The organism is Cupriavidus laharis (assembly GCF_914271435.1).
GTDB classification, from domain to species: Bacteria; Pseudomonadota; Gammaproteobacteria; order Burkholderiales; family Burkholderiaceae; genus Cupriavidus; species Cupriavidus laharis.
This window is the reverse complement of the sequence record NZ_CAJZAI010000011.1, coordinates 160,783-176,842: the sequence shown is the minus strand read 5'-3', so window position 1 is coordinate 176,842 and position 16,060 is coordinate 160,783. Positions and strand designations below refer to the sequence as shown.

At 62.4% G+C, this 16,060-nt stretch carries 11 protein-coding genes, 1 tRNA gene and 1 pseudogene; 8 read left to right on the top strand and 5 right to left on the bottom strand.

All coding sequences use genetic code 11. The features are described 5' to 3' along the window. Positions 1–484: 484 nt before the first annotated feature. The 7 genes from LDO29_RS20835 to LDO29_RS20805 all read left to right on the top strand — a co-directional run bounded on the left by LDO29_RS20835 (position 485) and on the right by LDO29_RS20805 (position 10,272). Positions 485–1,243 (top strand): type IV toxin-antitoxin system AbiEi family antitoxin domain-containing protein, encoded by a 759-nt coding sequence (locus tag LDO29_RS20835; RefSeq protein WP_224081638.1) that lies wholly within the window; start codon positions 485–487, stop codon positions 1,241–1,243. Further along, entirely contained in the window at positions 1,236–2,156 is a 921-nt protein-coding gene (locus tag LDO29_RS20830; protein ID WP_224081637.1) for a nucleotidyl transferase AbiEii/AbiGii toxin family protein, read from the top strand. Before LDO29_RS20835 ends, LDO29_RS20830 begins: the two co-directional genes overlap by 8 nt. Before the next feature lie 911 nt (positions 2,157–3,067). Next, complete coding sequence (locus tag LDO29_RS20825) at positions 3,068–3,283, top strand: DUF2188 domain-containing protein (RefSeq protein WP_224081636.1); 216 nt, start codon at positions 3,068–3,070, stop codon at positions 3,281–3,283. A gap of 79 nt (positions 3,284–3,362) precedes the next feature. Then, on the top strand, positions 3,363–4,070 hold the full coding sequence (imuA, locus tag LDO29_RS20820) for a translesion DNA synthesis-associated protein ImuA (RefSeq protein ID WP_151072920.1): 708 nt from the start codon (positions 3,363–3,365) through the stop codon (positions 4,068–4,070). Continuing rightward, complete coding sequence (locus LDO29_RS20815) at positions 3,994–5,460, top strand: Y-family DNA polymerase (protein WP_224081635.1); 1,467 nt, start codon at positions 3,994–3,996, stop codon at positions 5,458–5,460. The genes imuA and LDO29_RS20815 overlap by 77 nt, the downstream gene beginning before the upstream one ends. Before the next feature lie 5 nt (positions 5,461–5,465). After that, positions 5,466–8,621: an error-prone DNA polymerase gene (locus LDO29_RS20810; RefSeq protein ID WP_224081634.1), complete on the top strand. Its 3,156-nt coding sequence runs from the start codon at positions 5,466–5,468 to the stop codon at positions 8,619–8,621. Positions 8,622–8,769: 148 nt separating this feature from the next. Next, entirely contained in the window at positions 8,770–10,272 is a 1,503-nt protein-coding gene (locus LDO29_RS20805) for an NYN domain-containing protein (protein WP_224081633.1), read from the top strand. A 274-nt stretch (positions 10,273–10,546) separates the two neighbouring features. Here LDO29_RS20805 and ligD read toward each other — a convergent pair. The 5 genes and pseudogenes from ligD to LDO29_RS20780 form a co-directional block, all read right to left on the bottom strand. Further along, a pseudogene (gene ligD, locus LDO29_RS20800) lies at positions 10,547–13,031 on the bottom strand (DNA ligase D). A 72-nt stretch (positions 13,032–13,103) separates the two neighbouring features. Then, the gene (locus tag LDO29_RS20795; RefSeq protein WP_224081632.1) at positions 13,104–14,069 is read right to left on the bottom strand and encodes an SOS response-associated peptidase family protein; all 966 of its coding nucleotides are present in this window, start codon (positions 14,067–14,069) and stop codon (positions 13,104–13,106) included. After that, a complete protein-coding gene (locus LDO29_RS20790) occupies positions 14,069–14,560 on the bottom strand; it encodes a zinc-finger-containing protein (protein WP_224081644.1) in 492 nt (163 codons plus the stop codon). The genes LDO29_RS20795 and LDO29_RS20790 overlap by 1 nt, the downstream gene beginning before the upstream one ends. 240 nt (positions 14,561–14,800) lie before the next feature. After that, positions 14,801–14,881, bottom strand: a tRNA-Ile gene (locus tag LDO29_RS20785). A 132-nt stretch (positions 14,882–15,013) separates the two neighbouring features. Continuing rightward, positions 15,014–15,475 carry a fumarate hydratase gene (locus LDO29_RS20780; protein WP_224081631.1) on the bottom strand — a complete coding sequence of 154 codons (462 nt, stop codon included), beginning with the start codon at positions 15,473–15,475 and terminating at the stop codon, positions 15,014–15,016. Between the two features lie 319 nt (positions 15,476–15,794). Between LDO29_RS20780 and LDO29_RS20775 the strand changes: the two genes are divergently transcribed. Beyond that, positions 15,795–15,995 (top strand): hypothetical protein, encoded by a 201-nt coding sequence (locus LDO29_RS20775; protein ID WP_224081630.1) that lies wholly within the window; start codon positions 15,795–15,797, stop codon positions 15,993–15,995. The last annotated feature ends 65 nt before the right edge of the window (positions 15,996–16,060 follow it).

The window sequence follows — 16,060 nt, the reverse complement described above, 5'->3', positions numbered from 1 at the left end:
AAAACCCACAACAAAACGCAACGGCGAAAGATACCATAAAAGCACTTTTCCGTTGCGGTATCTGAAGTCTCCAACCCGTACTACACGCAACACCTCAGAACATACCAGTAGTGCGCATAAGAAAACTTATGTTAAATCGTTGCAGAGGGAGGGTGCCGGTCGCGAGGGATCCATACCCACAGCCGGCAGCAGACGGGAGCAAAAACGCCTGTCAGTGCTTTCTTCCGGTGATGACTGCGACACCAGCGTAGCGCCGCCCTGGTACGTCGGCGGCGGCGCATCAACGACGGCTTGCTGCGACCTGCGGATGGTTTGTTTCAACGTACAAGCGTAGCCTACGCGCGTAGTTCGTCAGGGCGGGATGGCCATCTGTCGGGGAACAAGAGTGATTAGATTGTGTCGGAATAATAAAGCTATCTACTATTTCCAGAGCATTCCGCCTGTTTTAGCCGCGACCGATTAGATCGGGTGTAAAATTACAAACATGGAGTTAAATTCTCGATTTGATGTAATCAAGCGCCTACAGGCGGAACTGCCCCGCGGAGCCCCGTTCGACCTTGCCGTGCTGAGTCAATTCGGGGTTTCGCCCCAGCTCGCCGCTCATTACGTCGACGGCGGGTGGCTCGTGCGTCTCGCCCAAGGGGTCTACGCTTACCCGAACGACGACTTCAGTGTCTACGGCGCATTATTGTTTCTCCAGAGGCGGGTGCCGGGGCTTCATGTCGGCGGCAAAAGTGCGCTGGCATGGCAAGGGGTGAGGCACAACGTAGTCAGCCGGGATGCACTGGTGCTATGGGGCGACAACCGCTTTCCCTTGCCGACCTGGTTCACGAAGCGTTTTCCCGCGCGCTACGTCCATGCTCACCTGTTCGATTGGCCCGACGACGAATTGACACGAAAAACGCTGACCACCCCGCCGAGCCTGCCTGAAGGGTTGCACGTTGCCACGCCCGAACGCGCCATGCTCGAGCTGCTGTACGAGGTGGGTGTCAAGCAAAGCCTGGAAGAGGCTCGTAATCTTTTTGACGGGTTGCGCTCGCCCCGAAAGGATCTGCTGGGACGGTTGCTGGCATGCTGTACCAGCGTGAAGGCAGTACGCCTGTTCCTCACATGGGCACGCGAAACGAACCTCGTGGACGTAGATACCCTGCTGGACCAGTACGCGGTCCGTACTGGCAGCCCCAAGCGCTGGATGAGCCGATTGGACGACGGCACTTTGCTTAGCTTAAAACCCCGTGGATAAATCCTACGCAGACACCGTTCGCTTGCTGCTGACCGTCGCTCCCGACGTGTTCGCCAACGACATCTTCGCCATCAAGGGCGGCACCGGCATCAACCTTTTCGTGCAGAACATGCCACGTCTGTCGGTTGATATCGACGTGGTGTACCTGCCGTGGCAAGTGCCGCGCGATGAGGCGCTCCGGGCGATCAACCAGGAGTTGGCTGCCGTCGGGGAACGGGTTCAGCCGCTGGGCCTACAAACGCGCCTGATCCGGGCCAAGGATCTCGGAGAAACCAAGCTGATCGTTGAGAACGAGACGAGCCAAGTGAAGGTTGAGGTGAACGTGGTGTTCCGTGGCACCGTATTGCCGGTGGAGCACCGGCCGTTGTGTGCCAAGGCCAGCGACCTGTTCGGCGTCGAGTTTGAGCTGCCGATCCTCGCGCAGGATGAACTTTACGCAGGCAAGCTGGTGGCCGCGCTGGACCGGCAGCATCCCCGCGACCTGTTCGACGTGTGGCAACTCTATGAATCGGGCAGCCTTACCGACGGCATGGTGGAATGCTTCGTGGTCTATCTAGCAGGCCACAACCGGCCCACGCATGAAGTCCTTCTCGGCAACGACAAGGATATTGCCGCAGAGTACGACCGGGCATTTGTCGGCATGACTGAAGTTCCCTGTTCCCTGGAAACTTTGCTGGAGGCTCGCGCGCGACTGCGTCAGGAATTGCCGCGACGGCTGAGTGCGGCTCAGAAGCAATTCCTGTGTGGCCTGGCCCGTGCGAAACCTGATTGGTCCCTGCTGCAATGCCGGCATGCCGCGGAAATGCCGGCACTGCGATGGAAGCTCAGCAATCTGGAAACCTTCCGCCAGCGACGACCCAGCGACTTTTCGGCGCAGGCTGCATTACTGGAAGCCGGCCTTAACCGGGTCTGATGTCCGGGTCGGGAGGTTTTGGAAGCCGGCGGTTCAGCGTTGCGGGCTGCTGGTGTGATCGGGCTTACTGTCGCCGCGCGTTGTTGCGCTCCAGCCCGGAAGTCGACGCTGATAGGGCATCGGAATGACGGTGATCTTCCTGCACGGTGACGCATGGGGTCGACAGCCAACTGACTTTCACGCGTGAAAGTGCTCCTCCTCCTTCAGTCCGTGTCACAACACGGCAATTGCGATTGCAGGGTCGACGCGGCGTCAACGTCGCCCCCAGAACTGCTGGGGAAAATGGCGTTTAATCCAGTATTGCCCAATGTTTATATCGCCGTATCCTGCGGGGGTAGGCCTGCTACCACCCGCGCCCCTTCCCCGGTGAGCGCGGGTTCTTTTTGCGATCCGACGCCCCGCGCGGCGTAGGGCGAATTGCCGGCCACGGCGACTTGGCGGATACTGATGCTGCGGGCAACCCGTAAGGCGTTACCCGATTTCTTCTTGGACGTTCTACGGCTCTCTTCCATCGGGTTGAGGGCTGTTTTTTTGACCGCGCTCTGGCAACATCCGCCCTTTCTTGCCGACGACGGCTGACGCGTCTGCCTTACGCGGGCGGATGGGAAGTGCACCGTTAATCCGCGGATTTCGCCCGCCATCGCCGTCGATGCACGAGCTTGGCGTGCCGGCTTCGACGCAGGTCGAGGACATCGACCGCCTGCCCCTACCCACTCGCTTCGGGCCAATCATTGGCTTGGAGCAGCGGCTACATCGAAGGCCGAGCCGCGCATCTGCACATCGCGGCTAAATCGCCAACCTAACCAGTGCATGCCGACAAATCGCATCCGCCCGTGTAGGACAGCCTCGGATATCCCGCCGCGCCGGTCTAACGCGGGACTGATGCCATAGCAGCATATAGCGAGGGCATCATGAAAGACGTCCATGTCGGGCCGGCCGAAAATGGCTGGGCCGTTGAAGTTGGCGGTAAAGCTGACCGAACTATCCACGCCACACAAGAGGCTGCTATTGCCGCCGGTAACGAGCGCGCCAAACGCGACAAGGTCGAGCTCCTCATCCATGGCCGGGACGGAAAAATCCGCGAGCGCAATTCTTTCGGTCACGATCCGCGGAATATCAAAGGATGACCACCGCGGGGACGCGGCCTGGCGTTCCGTCCAGGTGACAACTGTATAAATATACAGTACTCTGGTGACAGGACATGCCATGCTCACCATCGCCCCTGAAACCATCCATCCGTCACTTTGGGTTGCTGCACAGCTTGCCCGAGGCAACGCGCGCACTGTATCGACCGGCTATGCCGCACTGGATAAGGAATTGCCGGGCAGCGGCTGGCCGGTCGGGAGCCAGACGGAACTCTTGCTGCAGCAGCCCGGCATCGGCGAACTCCGACTGCTCCGCCCTGCACTCGTTGCCCGCTCTGGGCGGCCGTTCGCGCTCCTGGCTCCCCCGCACGCGCCACAAGCCCTGTCACTGGCAAATTGGGGAATTCCGCCGGAGCGGCTGCTTTGGATCGATGCGCAACGGACCGCCGATGTCTTGTGGGCGGCCGAGCAAACCTTGCGGGCCGGCACCTGTGGCGCGCTGATTCTCTGGCAGTCCCACCTTCGAAACGAGGCGCTACGACGCCTGCACCTCGCCGCGCAGACGTCGGACACGCTCTTCTTCGTGGTGCGCCCCGCCGCGTGTGCGCGGGATGCCTCGCCGGCACCGTTGCGCCTGGCCCTCGAGCCGGCCGTCGGCGGCGTGACCGTCAACTTTGTGAAGCGTCGCGGGCCGCAGCAAGAGACCCCTCTGCTCGTCGCGCTGGAACCGTCACCCATTCTGTTGTACCGCCATGCTGCGCCTGTGGATCTGCCTACGCCTGCCGTCGCTCCCCCTCGAAGTCTTCCGGCCGACCTGGTCCACCACTGAACTGGCCGTTGCCGTCCTCGACAAGGAATGGGTCCATCTCGCTACGCCCCTGGCACTAGCCGCAGGCGTAAAGCTGGGCATGCGCCGCGGCGGTGTGCAAACCATCGCGCCGGCCACCATCCTGTTCGACCGCGATTCCGGCCGGGAAGGCGATGCGCTTGCACGAATCACCATGGCGACGCTGCAGTTCTCGCCGAATGTGGCCGCAGCGGAAGAGGCTGCAATCCTGATCGATGTCAGCACTACGCTGCGGCTCTTCGGTGGGCCGCGTAAGCTCCGCCGACGGATCATCGAGACCGTCGCGGCGATGGGCTTCAGCGCGATGGTCGGCAGCGCCCCGACGGCGCAAGGAGCGTGGCTGATCGCGCGCTCGGGTGGTGGTACTGCTTTGACCATGGCGTCGTTGCAAAGCCGGCTGGCCGGCCTGCCGATACTTACCCTACCCGCGGCGCGCAAGTTTGCCGACTGGTTCGATGGGCTCGGATGCCGCACGCTGGAGGATCTGCGCCGCCTGCCTCGTGCCGGTCTGCAGCGTCGCTGTGGCGCCGACTTCCTGGATGCGCTGGATCGCGCCTACGGGGAAGCGCCGGAAATTTTCGAGTGGGCCGAGGCGCCGCCAGCATTCGATGCGGCGGTGGACCTGCCTGACCGCATCGAAAATGCCGAACAGACACTGGCGTATGTCCGCGGCCTGCTGGTGCAGATGGTCGGCTGGCTAACTGCCCGGCACCTCGCCATCAAGCGGTTTCGGGTCGAATTGCGCCATGAGCGCGGCCGCGCGGCAATCGCGCCGACGGCCATCGAGATCGCGCTCGCGGAGCCCAACTGGCATGAGGAACACCTGGTCCGCATCCTCAAGGAGCGGCTCGCCCTCGTTGCCGTTGAAGCGCCAATGATCGCCGTGGCCGTGTCTGCGATCGACACGGAGCCCGTGGCGCCGCCTACGGATTCCCTCTTCCCGGAACCTGGCGGGACGCCCGCCGATCACGCCCGGCTGCTCGAGCTGCTCAGCGCTCGCCTCGGCGCCGACAAGGTTCGCCAGCCCTGCTTGCGGGCAGACTACCGCCCCGAAGTGGCCAACGACTGGCAGCCGGCTACGGAGAAGCCAGCACGCGTGTCCCTGCCGGCAGCCCTGCCTCGGCCGACCTGGCTCCTGGGCAAGCCGGTTCCGCTCATCGAGCGGGATCATCGGCCGTTCTACGGCTCGCCGCTGCACATCGTCTCGCCACCCGAGCGCATCGAAGCCGGCTGGTGGGATGGGCAACTGGTCACGCGCGACTATTTCGTGGCGGAAGGCAAGGACCACACCTGCTACTGGATCTTCCAGGAACGTATGGGTAGCCGCGAAGGGGACGAATCGCGGTGGTACCTGCACGGCCTCTTTGGGTAGCCACCATGAGTGAGATCCTCGCAGCAGGCCTGCCCGAGTATGCCGAACTGCATTGTCTGTCCAACTTTTCGTTTCTCACGGGCGCATCCCGTCCTGAAGAGCTGGCCGAGCGCGCGGCGCAGTTGGGCTACCACGCGCTCGCGATCACGGACGAATGCTCGCTGGCGGGAATCGTGCGCGCGCACACCGAGGCGAAGAAGGCAGGCATGCGCCTGGTCGTCGGGGCTTCGTTCCGCTTGCAGAATGCCGATGGCTCCCCTGCCCTGTCCTTTCTGGCACTGGTCAGAAACCGGGAAGGCTATGGCAACCTATGCGAACTGATCACGCTGGCTCGCATGCGCGCCGCCAAAGGCTCCTATGTTCTGACGCCACGCGACCTCGCGGCACCGGAGGCGCCCCACCAGCACCTCAAGGGGTTGCCCGACTGCCTGATCGTCTTCACGCCGGATTACGGCGTGCCGGCGGACAAGCTCGACATGCAAGCGACATGGGTGAGCACTACCTTCGCCGGTCGGGCCTGGATGGGCCTGAACCTGCTGTACCGCCCGATGGACGATATCCACCGCGGGACGGTCGAGGCGGCCGCGGCGCGCCACCATCTGCGGCTCGTGGCCACCGGCTGTGTCACCATGCACGTGCGCTCGCGCAAGCCAATGCACGACGTGCTGACGGCGATCCGCGTGGGCCGTCCTGTTCCAGAGTGCGGCTACGACCTGGCACCCAATGCCGAGCAGCACCTGCGTTCGCGCCTGCGTCTGTCGAACATCTACCCGCACCGCTATCTCACCGAATCCATCCACATCGCCAACCTCTGCCAGTTTTCTCTGGACGAGTTGCGGTACGAATACCCCGACGAAGTGGTTCCGGACGGCACCACACCCGCGGACTATCTGCGCGCAGAGACATACGCCGGGGGGCACCGCCGTTTCCCCGCCGGCATTCCTCTTGTCGTGCAACAGCAGCTCGAGCACGAACTCGCGCTCGTCAGGGACATGGACTATGAGCGGTACTTCCTGACCGTCTATGACATTGTCCGCTTCGCACGCTCCAACGGTATCCTGTGCCAGGGCCGCGGCTCGGCGGCCAATTCCGCGGTCTGCTACTGCCTGGGCATTACGGAGGTCGACCCGGCACGGGGCAACCTTCTCTTCGAGCGCTTCATTTCCAAGGAGCGCGGCGAGCCACCGGACATTGACGTCGACTTCGAGCACCAGCGACGCGAAGAGGTCATCCAGTACCTGTACCGCAAATATGGGCGAGATCGGGCAGCGCTTGCGGCCGCGGTGACGACTTACCGCCCGCGCAGCGCCTTGCGCGATACCGGCAAAGCGCTGGGCGTGGATCCGGCTATCGTGGACCTCGTGGCCAAGTCGCACCACTGGTTCGATGGCAAGGCGGACCTGCTCAAGCGATTTGCGGAAAGCGGTGTGGACGCCGACGCCGAGCTGTCCCAACGATGGGCAAACATGGCCGTTGCGTTGCTCGGCTTTCCCCGCCATCTGTCCCAGCACACGGGCGGCTTCGTGCTCGCGCGCGATAAGCTGTCACGACTCGTGCCTATCGAGAATGCCGCGATGGTGGACCGCAGCGTGATCCAGTGGGACAAGGATGATCTGGACGCCTTGGGCCTTCTCAAGGTGGACGTGTTGGCGCTCGGCATGCTTTCCGCCGTGCGACGCGCACTGGACCTCGTCGCCGACCAGCGCGGCGAAGCCTTCGAGCTGCAGGACATTCCCGCGGAAGACCCGGCGACCTACGCCATGATCTGCCAGGCCGATACCGTGGGTGTGTTCCAGATCGAATCGCGCGCCCAGATGTCAATGCTGCCACGCTTGAAGCCTCGCACGTTCTACGATCTGGTCATCGAGGTCGCCATTGTCCGCCCCGGACCCGTCCAGGGCGGCATGGTGCATCCCTACTTGCGCCGGCGCCAAGGCTTCGAGCCAGTCACCTACCCCAGTGCCGCGATGGAGAAGGCACTATCGCGCACGCTGGGCGTGCCGATCTTCCAGGAGCAGGTGATGCAGGTGGCCATGCTGGCCGCCGGCTTCTCGGCCGGCGAAGCCGACCAGTTGCGGCGCGCCATGGCCGCATGGAAGCGCAAGGGAGGTATCGACAAATACTACGATCGGATCGTCTCGGGCATGCTCGATCGCGGCTACGACCGCGAGTTTGCCGAGAGCATCTTTCGCCAGATCCAGGGGTTCGGCGAGTACGGATTCCCAGAGAGCCACGCGGCCAGCTTCGCCCTGCTCGTCTACGCCAGCGCCTGGCTGAAATGCCATGAGCCCGAGGCCTTCCTATGCGCGATGCTGAACAGCCAGCCCATGGGCTTCTACACGCCCTCTCAGCTGGTGCAGGATACGAAGCGCCACGGCGTCATCGTACTGCCCGCCGACGTATCGGTGAGCGGCTGGGATTCCGCTCTCGAACATTCGCTCGGTGACGGCGCGCGGCCTGCAGTGCGACTCGGCCTGTCCCTGCTGCGCGGGATGCGGCGTGAGACCGCACACCGCATCGAGGAGGCCCGCGCGATTCGGCCGTTCGCCAGCACTGCGGAACTGGCTCGGCGTGCGGAGCTCGATCGGAACGACCTGCAAGCGCTCGCCGCAGGCAATGCCCTGGCATCGATGACCGGCGGGCGCCGGCAGGCCCTTTGGTTGGCCGCTGCAGCGGTACCCGACAAGGACATACTGCGGGCCGCTGAACTGGTCGAAGAGCCGGCGGAACTCGCGCCGGCGACGGAGGGTGAAGAGATCGTTGGGGACTACAGGGCGATGGGCCTGACGCTTCGTCGCCACCCGCTTGCCTTGCTACGCCCGATGCTGGCCTCTCGGCGCTTCGTGCCAGCGTCGGAGCTGGCGCAATACCAGCCACGGCAGACCGCCCGCGCGGCCGGCATTGTGACGGTGCGGCAGCGCCCGAGCACCTCGAATGGCGTCATCTTCATGACATTGGAGGACGAGACTGGCGTTGTGAACGTGATCGTGTGGCCTGGCGTCTTCGAACGCTTTCGCAAAGAGGTCCTCGGCGCGAGGATGGCCGGCGTCTACGGACAGTGGCAATGCGAAGGCGAAGTTCGCCATCTGATCGCGCAGCGCGTCGTGGATCTCTCTGCGATGCTTGGCCGCCTTGATACGGCGAGCCGTAATTTCTGCTAACTCCGTCCGCATCGTGCGGAATCCGAGGACTAGCATTTACGCCGGCTGTGCATGGCGTGCCCCCCGGCTGACTGGCTCGTAATACAATCGGAGCTCGAGTTGCTCACCGGTTGACAGGACGTGTCAACCCAGATCGCTGCAAGGAACAATGAAGAGCGCACTGTTCGTCGATTTCGATAACGTCTATTCGGGCTTGAGGCGGCTCGACCCTGCGTATGCAGACCGCTTCGCTCGCCATCCCACCCAGTGGATGGAATGGCTCATTGGCACGCTGAGTTCGCCCGATCACGCACCCGTTGGCGCAAGACGACGCGTGCTCGTTCGCCGCTGTTACCTCAATCCCCAGGCCTACCAACGTTTTCGGCCACCGTTCAATCTGGCCGGATTCGAGATCGTGGATTGCCCCGCCCTTACCAGTGATGGGAAGACCAGCACCGATATTCATATGGTGCTAGACATTGTTGATCTCCTCCAGCATGAAGCCGGATACGAGGAGTTCATTGTCTTCTCTGCGGACGCCGACTTCACCCCCGTTCTCCGAAAGCTGCGTCGCTGGGACCGCCGCACGACAGTTCTTGCCATCGGCTTTCCTTCGGCAGCGTACCGGGCATCCGCCGATCTGCTCATCAACCCCGACGATTTCATTCGCAACGCGTTGGGATTTGACGACGATGTCGAAGCTCCGGCGCCGGCCGGCGAGCCAGGCGCATCTCGTGGAGAGCTCGCCGACGCCGCGTTCAAGCTGATGCATCAGGTTGTGGCGGAGGCTCCTGGTCCGGTGGCTCTCTCGCGCCTCGCGGCATTGGTGCTGTCCGATGTGGACGGCATGGACGCCTCATCTTGGGCGGGCTTCGGCAGTTTCAAGGCGCTGCTAGACTCTCGAGGTTTGGCTCCCCTGCAGGTTAGCTGGGACGGAGGCGGGACCGTGCACGACCCGAAGCGCCATGCCGCATCAACGCCAGTGCGCCGGCAAGGCGGTGGCGACTCCGATGGCCTGGCAAGGGCGGTCACCGACTTTGTGAAACTCGAGGTGGGCGGGGCTAAACAACCGATCCAATGCGCCACGCTGGCGAACCTGATTATCCAGAAGTACCCCCAACTCGCTGTGGATTGGAATGGCCGCGGCACGTTCCGCAAGTTTGCTGAGTCTATCGATGTGCGCCCCGCTGTATTCGACTGGTCTACCTCAGGCGGAATTGTCTCCAACGGGGCGAGCACCGCTCCCATGCAACGACCGCTGGACCTGTGGGGCGACGCTCAGCACCTTCACTCAGCTGCAAAGCAGGTGCATGAGGTGACGGGGATGCCGCTGCTTTCCCCGCAGCGGTACCGGCTGCTGCTGGGGAACGTGCAGGCAGACGTTCTCGCTCATCCATTCCATCTCATCGAGACCACAAAGCGCGTGCGCGACCGATGCAAGGCATCGGGGACGCCAATCAGTCGCTCGGACATTAACCACGTCCTTCGTGGTCTTCTCTTTTGCGGTCACTCGTTTGAAGACGGCCCCAATGACACTGCATCTCTCGGTATGAAGTTAGCCGATAGCGTAAAAGCCCAGTGCGTCCGAGAGCAGATGGTGCTTGATCAAACGATGATTACCACCATTGAATCGTGGCTGGCTTGCCGCACTCTCTCACAAGAGAGCGCCTGAGGCTGACACCCTATTTGAAACAACTACGCAAGGATGAGGATGTCGGATAGCACGCGGAAGGGATGGATCGTTCGCACTGGGAATGACTACCTGTTTCCTCAAGGCGGGGACGTTGGCTACACACCGAACCTAACCGATGCCGGAGTATTCGAAACAGAGGAGGAAGCTATCGCGGCGGGCCACGACCACTGCGATCCGGGCTTTGTGGTGATGCGCGACCCGCGTTGAGTAAGCGGAAAAATCAACTCTCCACGAGCGAGTACCCATGACGCTATCAGCTCAAGTGTTCCATGGGACCTCGCAGGCTTTGCGTCGTTGACCAGAAATCACACCATGGGTCATTCGTCCGGAAACTCAGGTACTCCCGGGCATTTCGCACCGTCCATTGGTAGGCACTCTTGAGTTGCGGCAGTTGATCCCACGCTACCGGCATCGACACGCCCATGCCGGGCCGTGCTCGGGCCGAGAATGCCGCAGCCGTGGTCTGCGCGATGCCATTACGCAAATAGTCCACAAACACTTTGCCCTTGCGATTACTTGGCCCTGACTTGGCCACGAACCGCTGAGGAAGGGTCTTGGCCAGGTGCTGCACTGCCGCGCGTGAGAAGGCCTTCACCACATCGTAGTCAAACTCGGGTGCCACCGGCACGACGACGTGCAGGCCTTTCCCGCCGCTGGTCTTGAGCCAGGCCGCCAGGCCGAGTTCGCCTAGGAGAGTCTGCACCAGTAACGCCGCTTCCTGGACATGCTGCCAGGACACGCCTTCGCCGGGATCCAGGTCGAAGATGATGCGATCCGGGTGAGTAAGATCGACGGTCGTCGAATTCCACGTGTGAAATTCGACCACGTTCAGTTGCGCGGCCCCGATGAGCGCATCTGCCGAGTCAACGGTCAGCAAGCGGCCATGCCCCGGCCATAGGGATGCCGGATGCTCGGTCCACCCAGGCAGCTTCGTGGTTTCGGCATGCTTCTGAAAGAAGGCTTCGCCACCGATGCCATCCGGCGCGCGGAGAAGCGCCACGGGCCGCACCGCGAGATGCGGAAGCATCCAGTCCGCCACGCTTTCGTAGTACCGCACCAGGTCGAGTTTGGTGATACCCGTGGTAGGGTCAATCACCCGCTCAGGGTGGGTTATCTTCAGGGCAGCGAGCGTTGCACCGGCCTCGACCCGAACGGCTTCCTTGTGGACCTCGCTCGCTGGCGTTTCACTACGCAACGCCTTGAACGATGCCTGGCGTACCTGATTCGACGGCGTCCATTCGGCAAACTCAACCTCGGCCACAAGGCATGGCTTGACCCAGCGCGGCGCACCGGTTCTGGCAGGGCCCCACCTGCTGCCGCCCATGGAGGCCGGGGGAAATGGCGCGGCGTCAGTGGTGAGCTTGGCGAGCCGGGCCCGTATTGCTGCCGCGGTTTTGCTGTCCCAGCCTGTACCGACGCTGCCGGCATAGCGAAGCTGGCCGTCCTCATTTACGCCCAACAACAGGCTTCCGATTTCGCCGGGCACGCCCTGCCGATCCGCGAAGCCGCAGATCACGAATTCCTGGCGCAGTCTGCACTTTGCCTTGAGCCAGTCGGCACTACGGGATGAGCTGTAGACGGAGTCGGCCCGTTTTAGCAGTAGGCCCTCTAACCCGAGCTCGGCCGCGGCCTAGAAAACCTGTGCTGCCGGCGCGTCAAAGCTCTCGCTGAAACGAACTCGGTCCGAGTAATCATCGATCAGGCGCGCCAGATGGGCCCGGCGCTCGCGCAAGGGCACGCGGCGAAGGTCCCGCCCTTCCCAGTACGGAACATCGAAGACAAAGTAAATGATCGAGTCGTTGTGGCGGCCGTCGATCGCGTTCTGCAGGGCGTTGAAGTCAGGAAGACCGTCGCGCAGCACCACGATTTCGCCATCGAGCCAGCCTTCGGAAATATTCAGCTTCTCGACTTCCTTCGCGAGGCTGGCCAGCTTGCGGGTCCAGTCGTGGCCGTTGCGCGTAATCAGGTGCACTCTGGCGTCGACGATCCGGGCCAGAAGCCGGTAGCCATCAAACTTCGTCTCGATGATCCACCCTTCTCCTGTCGGTAGCTTGGCCGTCGGCGTGGCGAGCTGCGGTGCCAGGCGCATCGGCAGCGGTGCTGTCACGGCTGCCGAAAGGTCAGGCTCGCTCGGCTTCGTTGTGGGTTGGCCGTCTTCACGCGCTTCGAGGTCGCCAAGCGGGTGTGCCAACACGCTATCGGGAAACGCCGCTATGACATCGAACTCGGCATGCGGCCTCGCCCACTTGTCCCGCTTCTTGAAAAGCATCCACTGGTCGTCTGCATCGCCCGGTTTCGAGATCCGCACCAGTTCCCACCGGCCAGCAAGCTTTTGTCCATGCAGCGTGAACTCAAGCTTGCCCTTCTCCATGCCGCTCTGTGCATCACCGACTGGTTCCCACGTGCCGTTGTCCCAGACTATGACGGAACCGGCGCCGTATTGCTTGGGCGGAATGGTGCCTTCGAAATCGGCATACTCGATCGGATGATCTTCAACGTGGATCGCAATACGCTTCTCAGCGGGATCAAAGCTGGGCCCCTTGGGCACCGCCCAACTCAGCAGTACCCCAATCCAGTTCAAGGCGGAAGTCATAGTGCAGGCGCCTTGCCCAGTGCTTCTGGATGACGAATCGCAGCGGTTTGGTCTTAGCGCGACGGGCCCGCGTGCGCGCGGCTGGCTCCGTCGTGATGCGGAAGTCACGTTTGTCGCGGTATCGGGCCAGGGAATCGTGCGCCATGGGACCAGCATAGCCGGGTGCTTCCCGGTGGCGTAGGCGGCGTTTTCCTACACAACTCCCAAATCCACGTAGTCAGGCCGCCAGTCGATGCTCGTAATAGGGTCTGCTGCGGTCTTCGAGAATGGCATCGAGTGCCGGCAGGTTCTTGGGATCCGGGTGCAACCACGCGTCGACGTTCTCGCGGCGGATCGGCACGATGCAACGGTCGTGACCGGCAACGCTCACTTCTGGCGGCGGCTCGTCGGTGATTGCGGCGAACGAGTAAAGGTCAGCTTCGCCCTCCTCCCCCTTTGTCAAGGACCACAGGCAAGCCACCAGCATGTCCTGCTGCGGCTCCGGACGGAACTCCAGCACCACGTTCTCTTCGACCTCGTCCGGCGCGAGCTCGCGATGCTCCATCCGGTGCCGAGCCACGTTTTCGTAGAAGGCATTGACGATCACGATGCCGTGCTTGTAGCCATATAGCTGGCGCCAGGCCTTCTTGAGGCTGTCGCGGCGCGCATTGTAGGTGCCCGGCTTCTGTCTTTCCATCGCCGCAGTCCAGCCAGGCAGGCGGCACTGATAGCGCATCGGAATGACGGTGAGCTGGCCGTCCTCAACGACGAGCACGGGCGCGTAGTAACCCGGAAATATCCGCGAATCGCGAGGCAGTAATTCGGTGCGCTGCAAGTCCGCCAGGTTGCGCTGCGCCCTTGCGACCTTGTCCGTGGCGATGCGTTGGTCGTTCTCCGCCTTCTTCGTCGGCTTGGTGGCCAGCGTGCGCTCGGCAGTCGTCAGGCGCGTCTTCTGCCGGAACAGCTCTGCCTCAAAGAGGCCGGCCTGCTCTCGCTCCGCCGCGGCGATCAGGTCCGCAATGGCACGCTCAGTCTCGTTGGTCGGCGCCTCGAATGCAGCGCGCATGGCCTTGGGCAACTTCGACCAGCCGCCATCGCGTCGCTTTTCCCAGAAAAGATCCACAAAGCGCTCGAGGCTGATGTGCGCTCCGAACTCTCGCGCGTACCTGCGATAGCTGGCCTGGATCTGGGCGGAGTAGCACATCAGTCTTCTCCTGACGCGTCCTTCTTGCGAGCCGTATCCGGCGCATGGTCACTGGATCGTTGGCGTGCCGCCTGAAAGTCAGCTACGTAACGGATCGCCTGTTCGCACTGTTCATGGGTCAGTGCGTGAATACTTGGTGTCGGCAAGGTGAAATTAAGCTCGCTCGCCAACCACTTGATTGCCTTGCCGCGAGCCTCGAATGGGTTCACGCCGTCCCGACGCATCTTTGCGGCCACCAGGGGCGCCAGCGCATCATGCAAGCGCTTCTTCGCATCGCGCAGTTCTGCATTCGCAAGTCGACCGAGCGGTGTGTGCTGACGGCTGCGAGGACGGACGCCGATCCAGGCCTGGCATGGCACACAGATCCAGACGGGACCATGATCCTCAAGGTAGGGATATGCGGAGTCACCTGTCTGGGCAAGCTGGGCGATGTTGCCGCAGTCGTCGCAGACCGGCCGTACAGGTGCGGGAATGGGTCTGCCAACGCGCATCGCCAATGATTGATCGAAGAAACCTAGCAACAATGTTACCGAGTTTCTCGCCGGGGCGGCGCTACTGGCGCGGTTCACGCCCCGGGCCGGCGACGAACCGGCCGGATCAGGCGCGGTCCGGCCGCGAATTCCATGCTTGCCAGGCTCGGGCACGAGCCCCCCGTACGCAGAAACGGGTACGCTCGGCGGTCTGAGATCCCATTGGGAGACCAAGTACGCTGCTGCGCATCTGGGGTTGAATGGTGGGGCTCCCGTGAGTCGAACACGGCACCAACGGATTATGAGTCAGCTGCCCTAACGAAGCGCATGGGCTAGAGCCCGAACGGCAAGAAGGCGAAGAATTGGCCAGAGCTCGATGGGGCTTGTCAGGGGTGCTCAAAATTGGGCGCCTTTGCGCCCATCGTGCTTCAATCGACCGGTTGTCGAGGGCCACTACCAGCCGTAGGCGAAAGATTACGCCGAAGCTTCGGGTATCGCGACGGTCCGCGCCACTTTCTTCGCCGGGGCTCGTTTCTTCGTCACGGAATTCACTGCAGCCTTCTTCGGTGCAACAGTCGCGGCGGCTTTGCGACCGGCCGCTGCCTTTTTCGGGGCGACCTTCGTGGCGGCAGCTTTGCCTGAAGCCTTCTTGGCGCCTGCAGCCTTAGCCTTTTTCGCCGCGAGCTTGTCCTTTTCGGCTTGTTTCTCAAAACGCGCTGCGGACCTTGCGGCCTCCGCTGCCTTCGCGACCTCACGCTTTGCTGCTTCAATGGCCTTCTTCGTGTCGGCCCGCAGTTTCAGCAAGCGCTTCTTCGCTGCTTGGGCTTCACGTGCGAGCACGCTCGCCTTCTTCGTCGGTACCGTCAGCTTCTTTGCGACCGGCTTCCTCTTGGAAGCCGCGCTCGTCGGCGTCGTTGCTTTGGTTGCTGTGACCATGTTAATTATCCGTTATTCGTTGGAGCGCGGAGTATAACCTTTGTCGCGACCTGCAGTGATCCGGCTCGCCATGGTGTCGCGAACGCCTGAGGAATTAACCAACGATCCGATGTGTCTCAGCTTCGCTCCGCTGCATCGCAGCACACGTGGAGCTTGATTCCGCCGACAAGACGGTTTACGGTAAGTGCTCGGTGTGCGCATACTCAGCGCGTCCTCGCCCCGAGTTCACTCAGTGTCGTTCCGACAATCCTCCGTGGAACTCCATCCACGGACCAGCAGTCGTAGTTCCTTTTTTCGCCCCCCGACAAAGGAGCCTGACATGCTCAGTCCGCATGAAATCGCCGCGCTGCTACTGCTTGGCGATGCGCAAGACATAGACGATCTCGAACCAGAACAACTGGACGGATTGCTGGTCCACAAACTGGTGACGATGGAGCATGGCCATGGTAGCGGTAATGCCCACCCTCGCTTGACGAGTCAAGGGGCTTCTATGCTTGAAGCCCTGCGCCGCATTCCGTAACACGGCGCGTGCAGCAGGCGGTGCGATCTTTGTTCTTGGCACCGGGAACGAATCGTGTCCACCTC

What these genes read in the sequence shown, in the direction of transcription:
- LDO29_RS20825 (WP_224081636.1), top strand. Translation starts at nt 3,068, where the DNA reads ATGAAAGACGTCCATGTCGGGCCGGCCGAAAATGGCTGGGCCGTTGAA.
- LDO29_RS20810 (WP_224081634.1), top strand. Translation starts at nt 5,466, where the DNA reads ATGAGTGAGATCCTCGCAGCAGGCCTGCCCGAGTATGCCGAACTGCAT.
- LDO29_RS20795 (WP_224081632.1), bottom strand. Translation starts at nt 14,069, where the DNA reads ATGTGCTACTCCGCCCAGATCCAGGCCAGCTATCGCAGGTACGCGCGA.
- LDO29_RS20815 (WP_224081635.1), top strand. Translation starts at nt 3,994, where the DNA reads ATGCTGCGCCTGTGGATCTGCCTACGCCTGCCGTCGCTCCCCCTCGAA.
- LDO29_RS20775 (WP_224081630.1), top strand. Translation starts at nt 15,795, where the DNA reads ATGCTCAGTCCGCATGAAATCGCCGCGCTGCTACTGCTTGGCGATGCG.
- LDO29_RS20835 (WP_224081638.1), top strand. Translation starts at nt 485, where the DNA reads ATGGAGTTAAATTCTCGATTTGATGTAATCAAGCGCCTACAGGCGGAA.
- LDO29_RS20805 (WP_224081633.1), top strand. Translation starts at nt 8,770, where the DNA reads ATGAAGAGCGCACTGTTCGTCGATTTCGATAACGTCTATTCGGGCTTG.
- LDO29_RS20790 (WP_224081644.1), bottom strand. Translation starts at nt 14,560, where the DNA reads ATGCGCGTTGGCAGACCCATTCCCGCACCTGTACGGCCGGTCTGCGAC.
- LDO29_RS20780 (WP_224081631.1), bottom strand. Translation starts at nt 15,475, where the DNA reads ATGGTCACAGCAACCAAAGCAACGACGCCGACGAGCGCGGCTTCCAAG.
- imuA (WP_151072920.1), top strand. Translation starts at nt 3,363, where the DNA reads ATGCTCACCATCGCCCCTGAAACCATCCATCCGTCACTTTGGGTTGCT.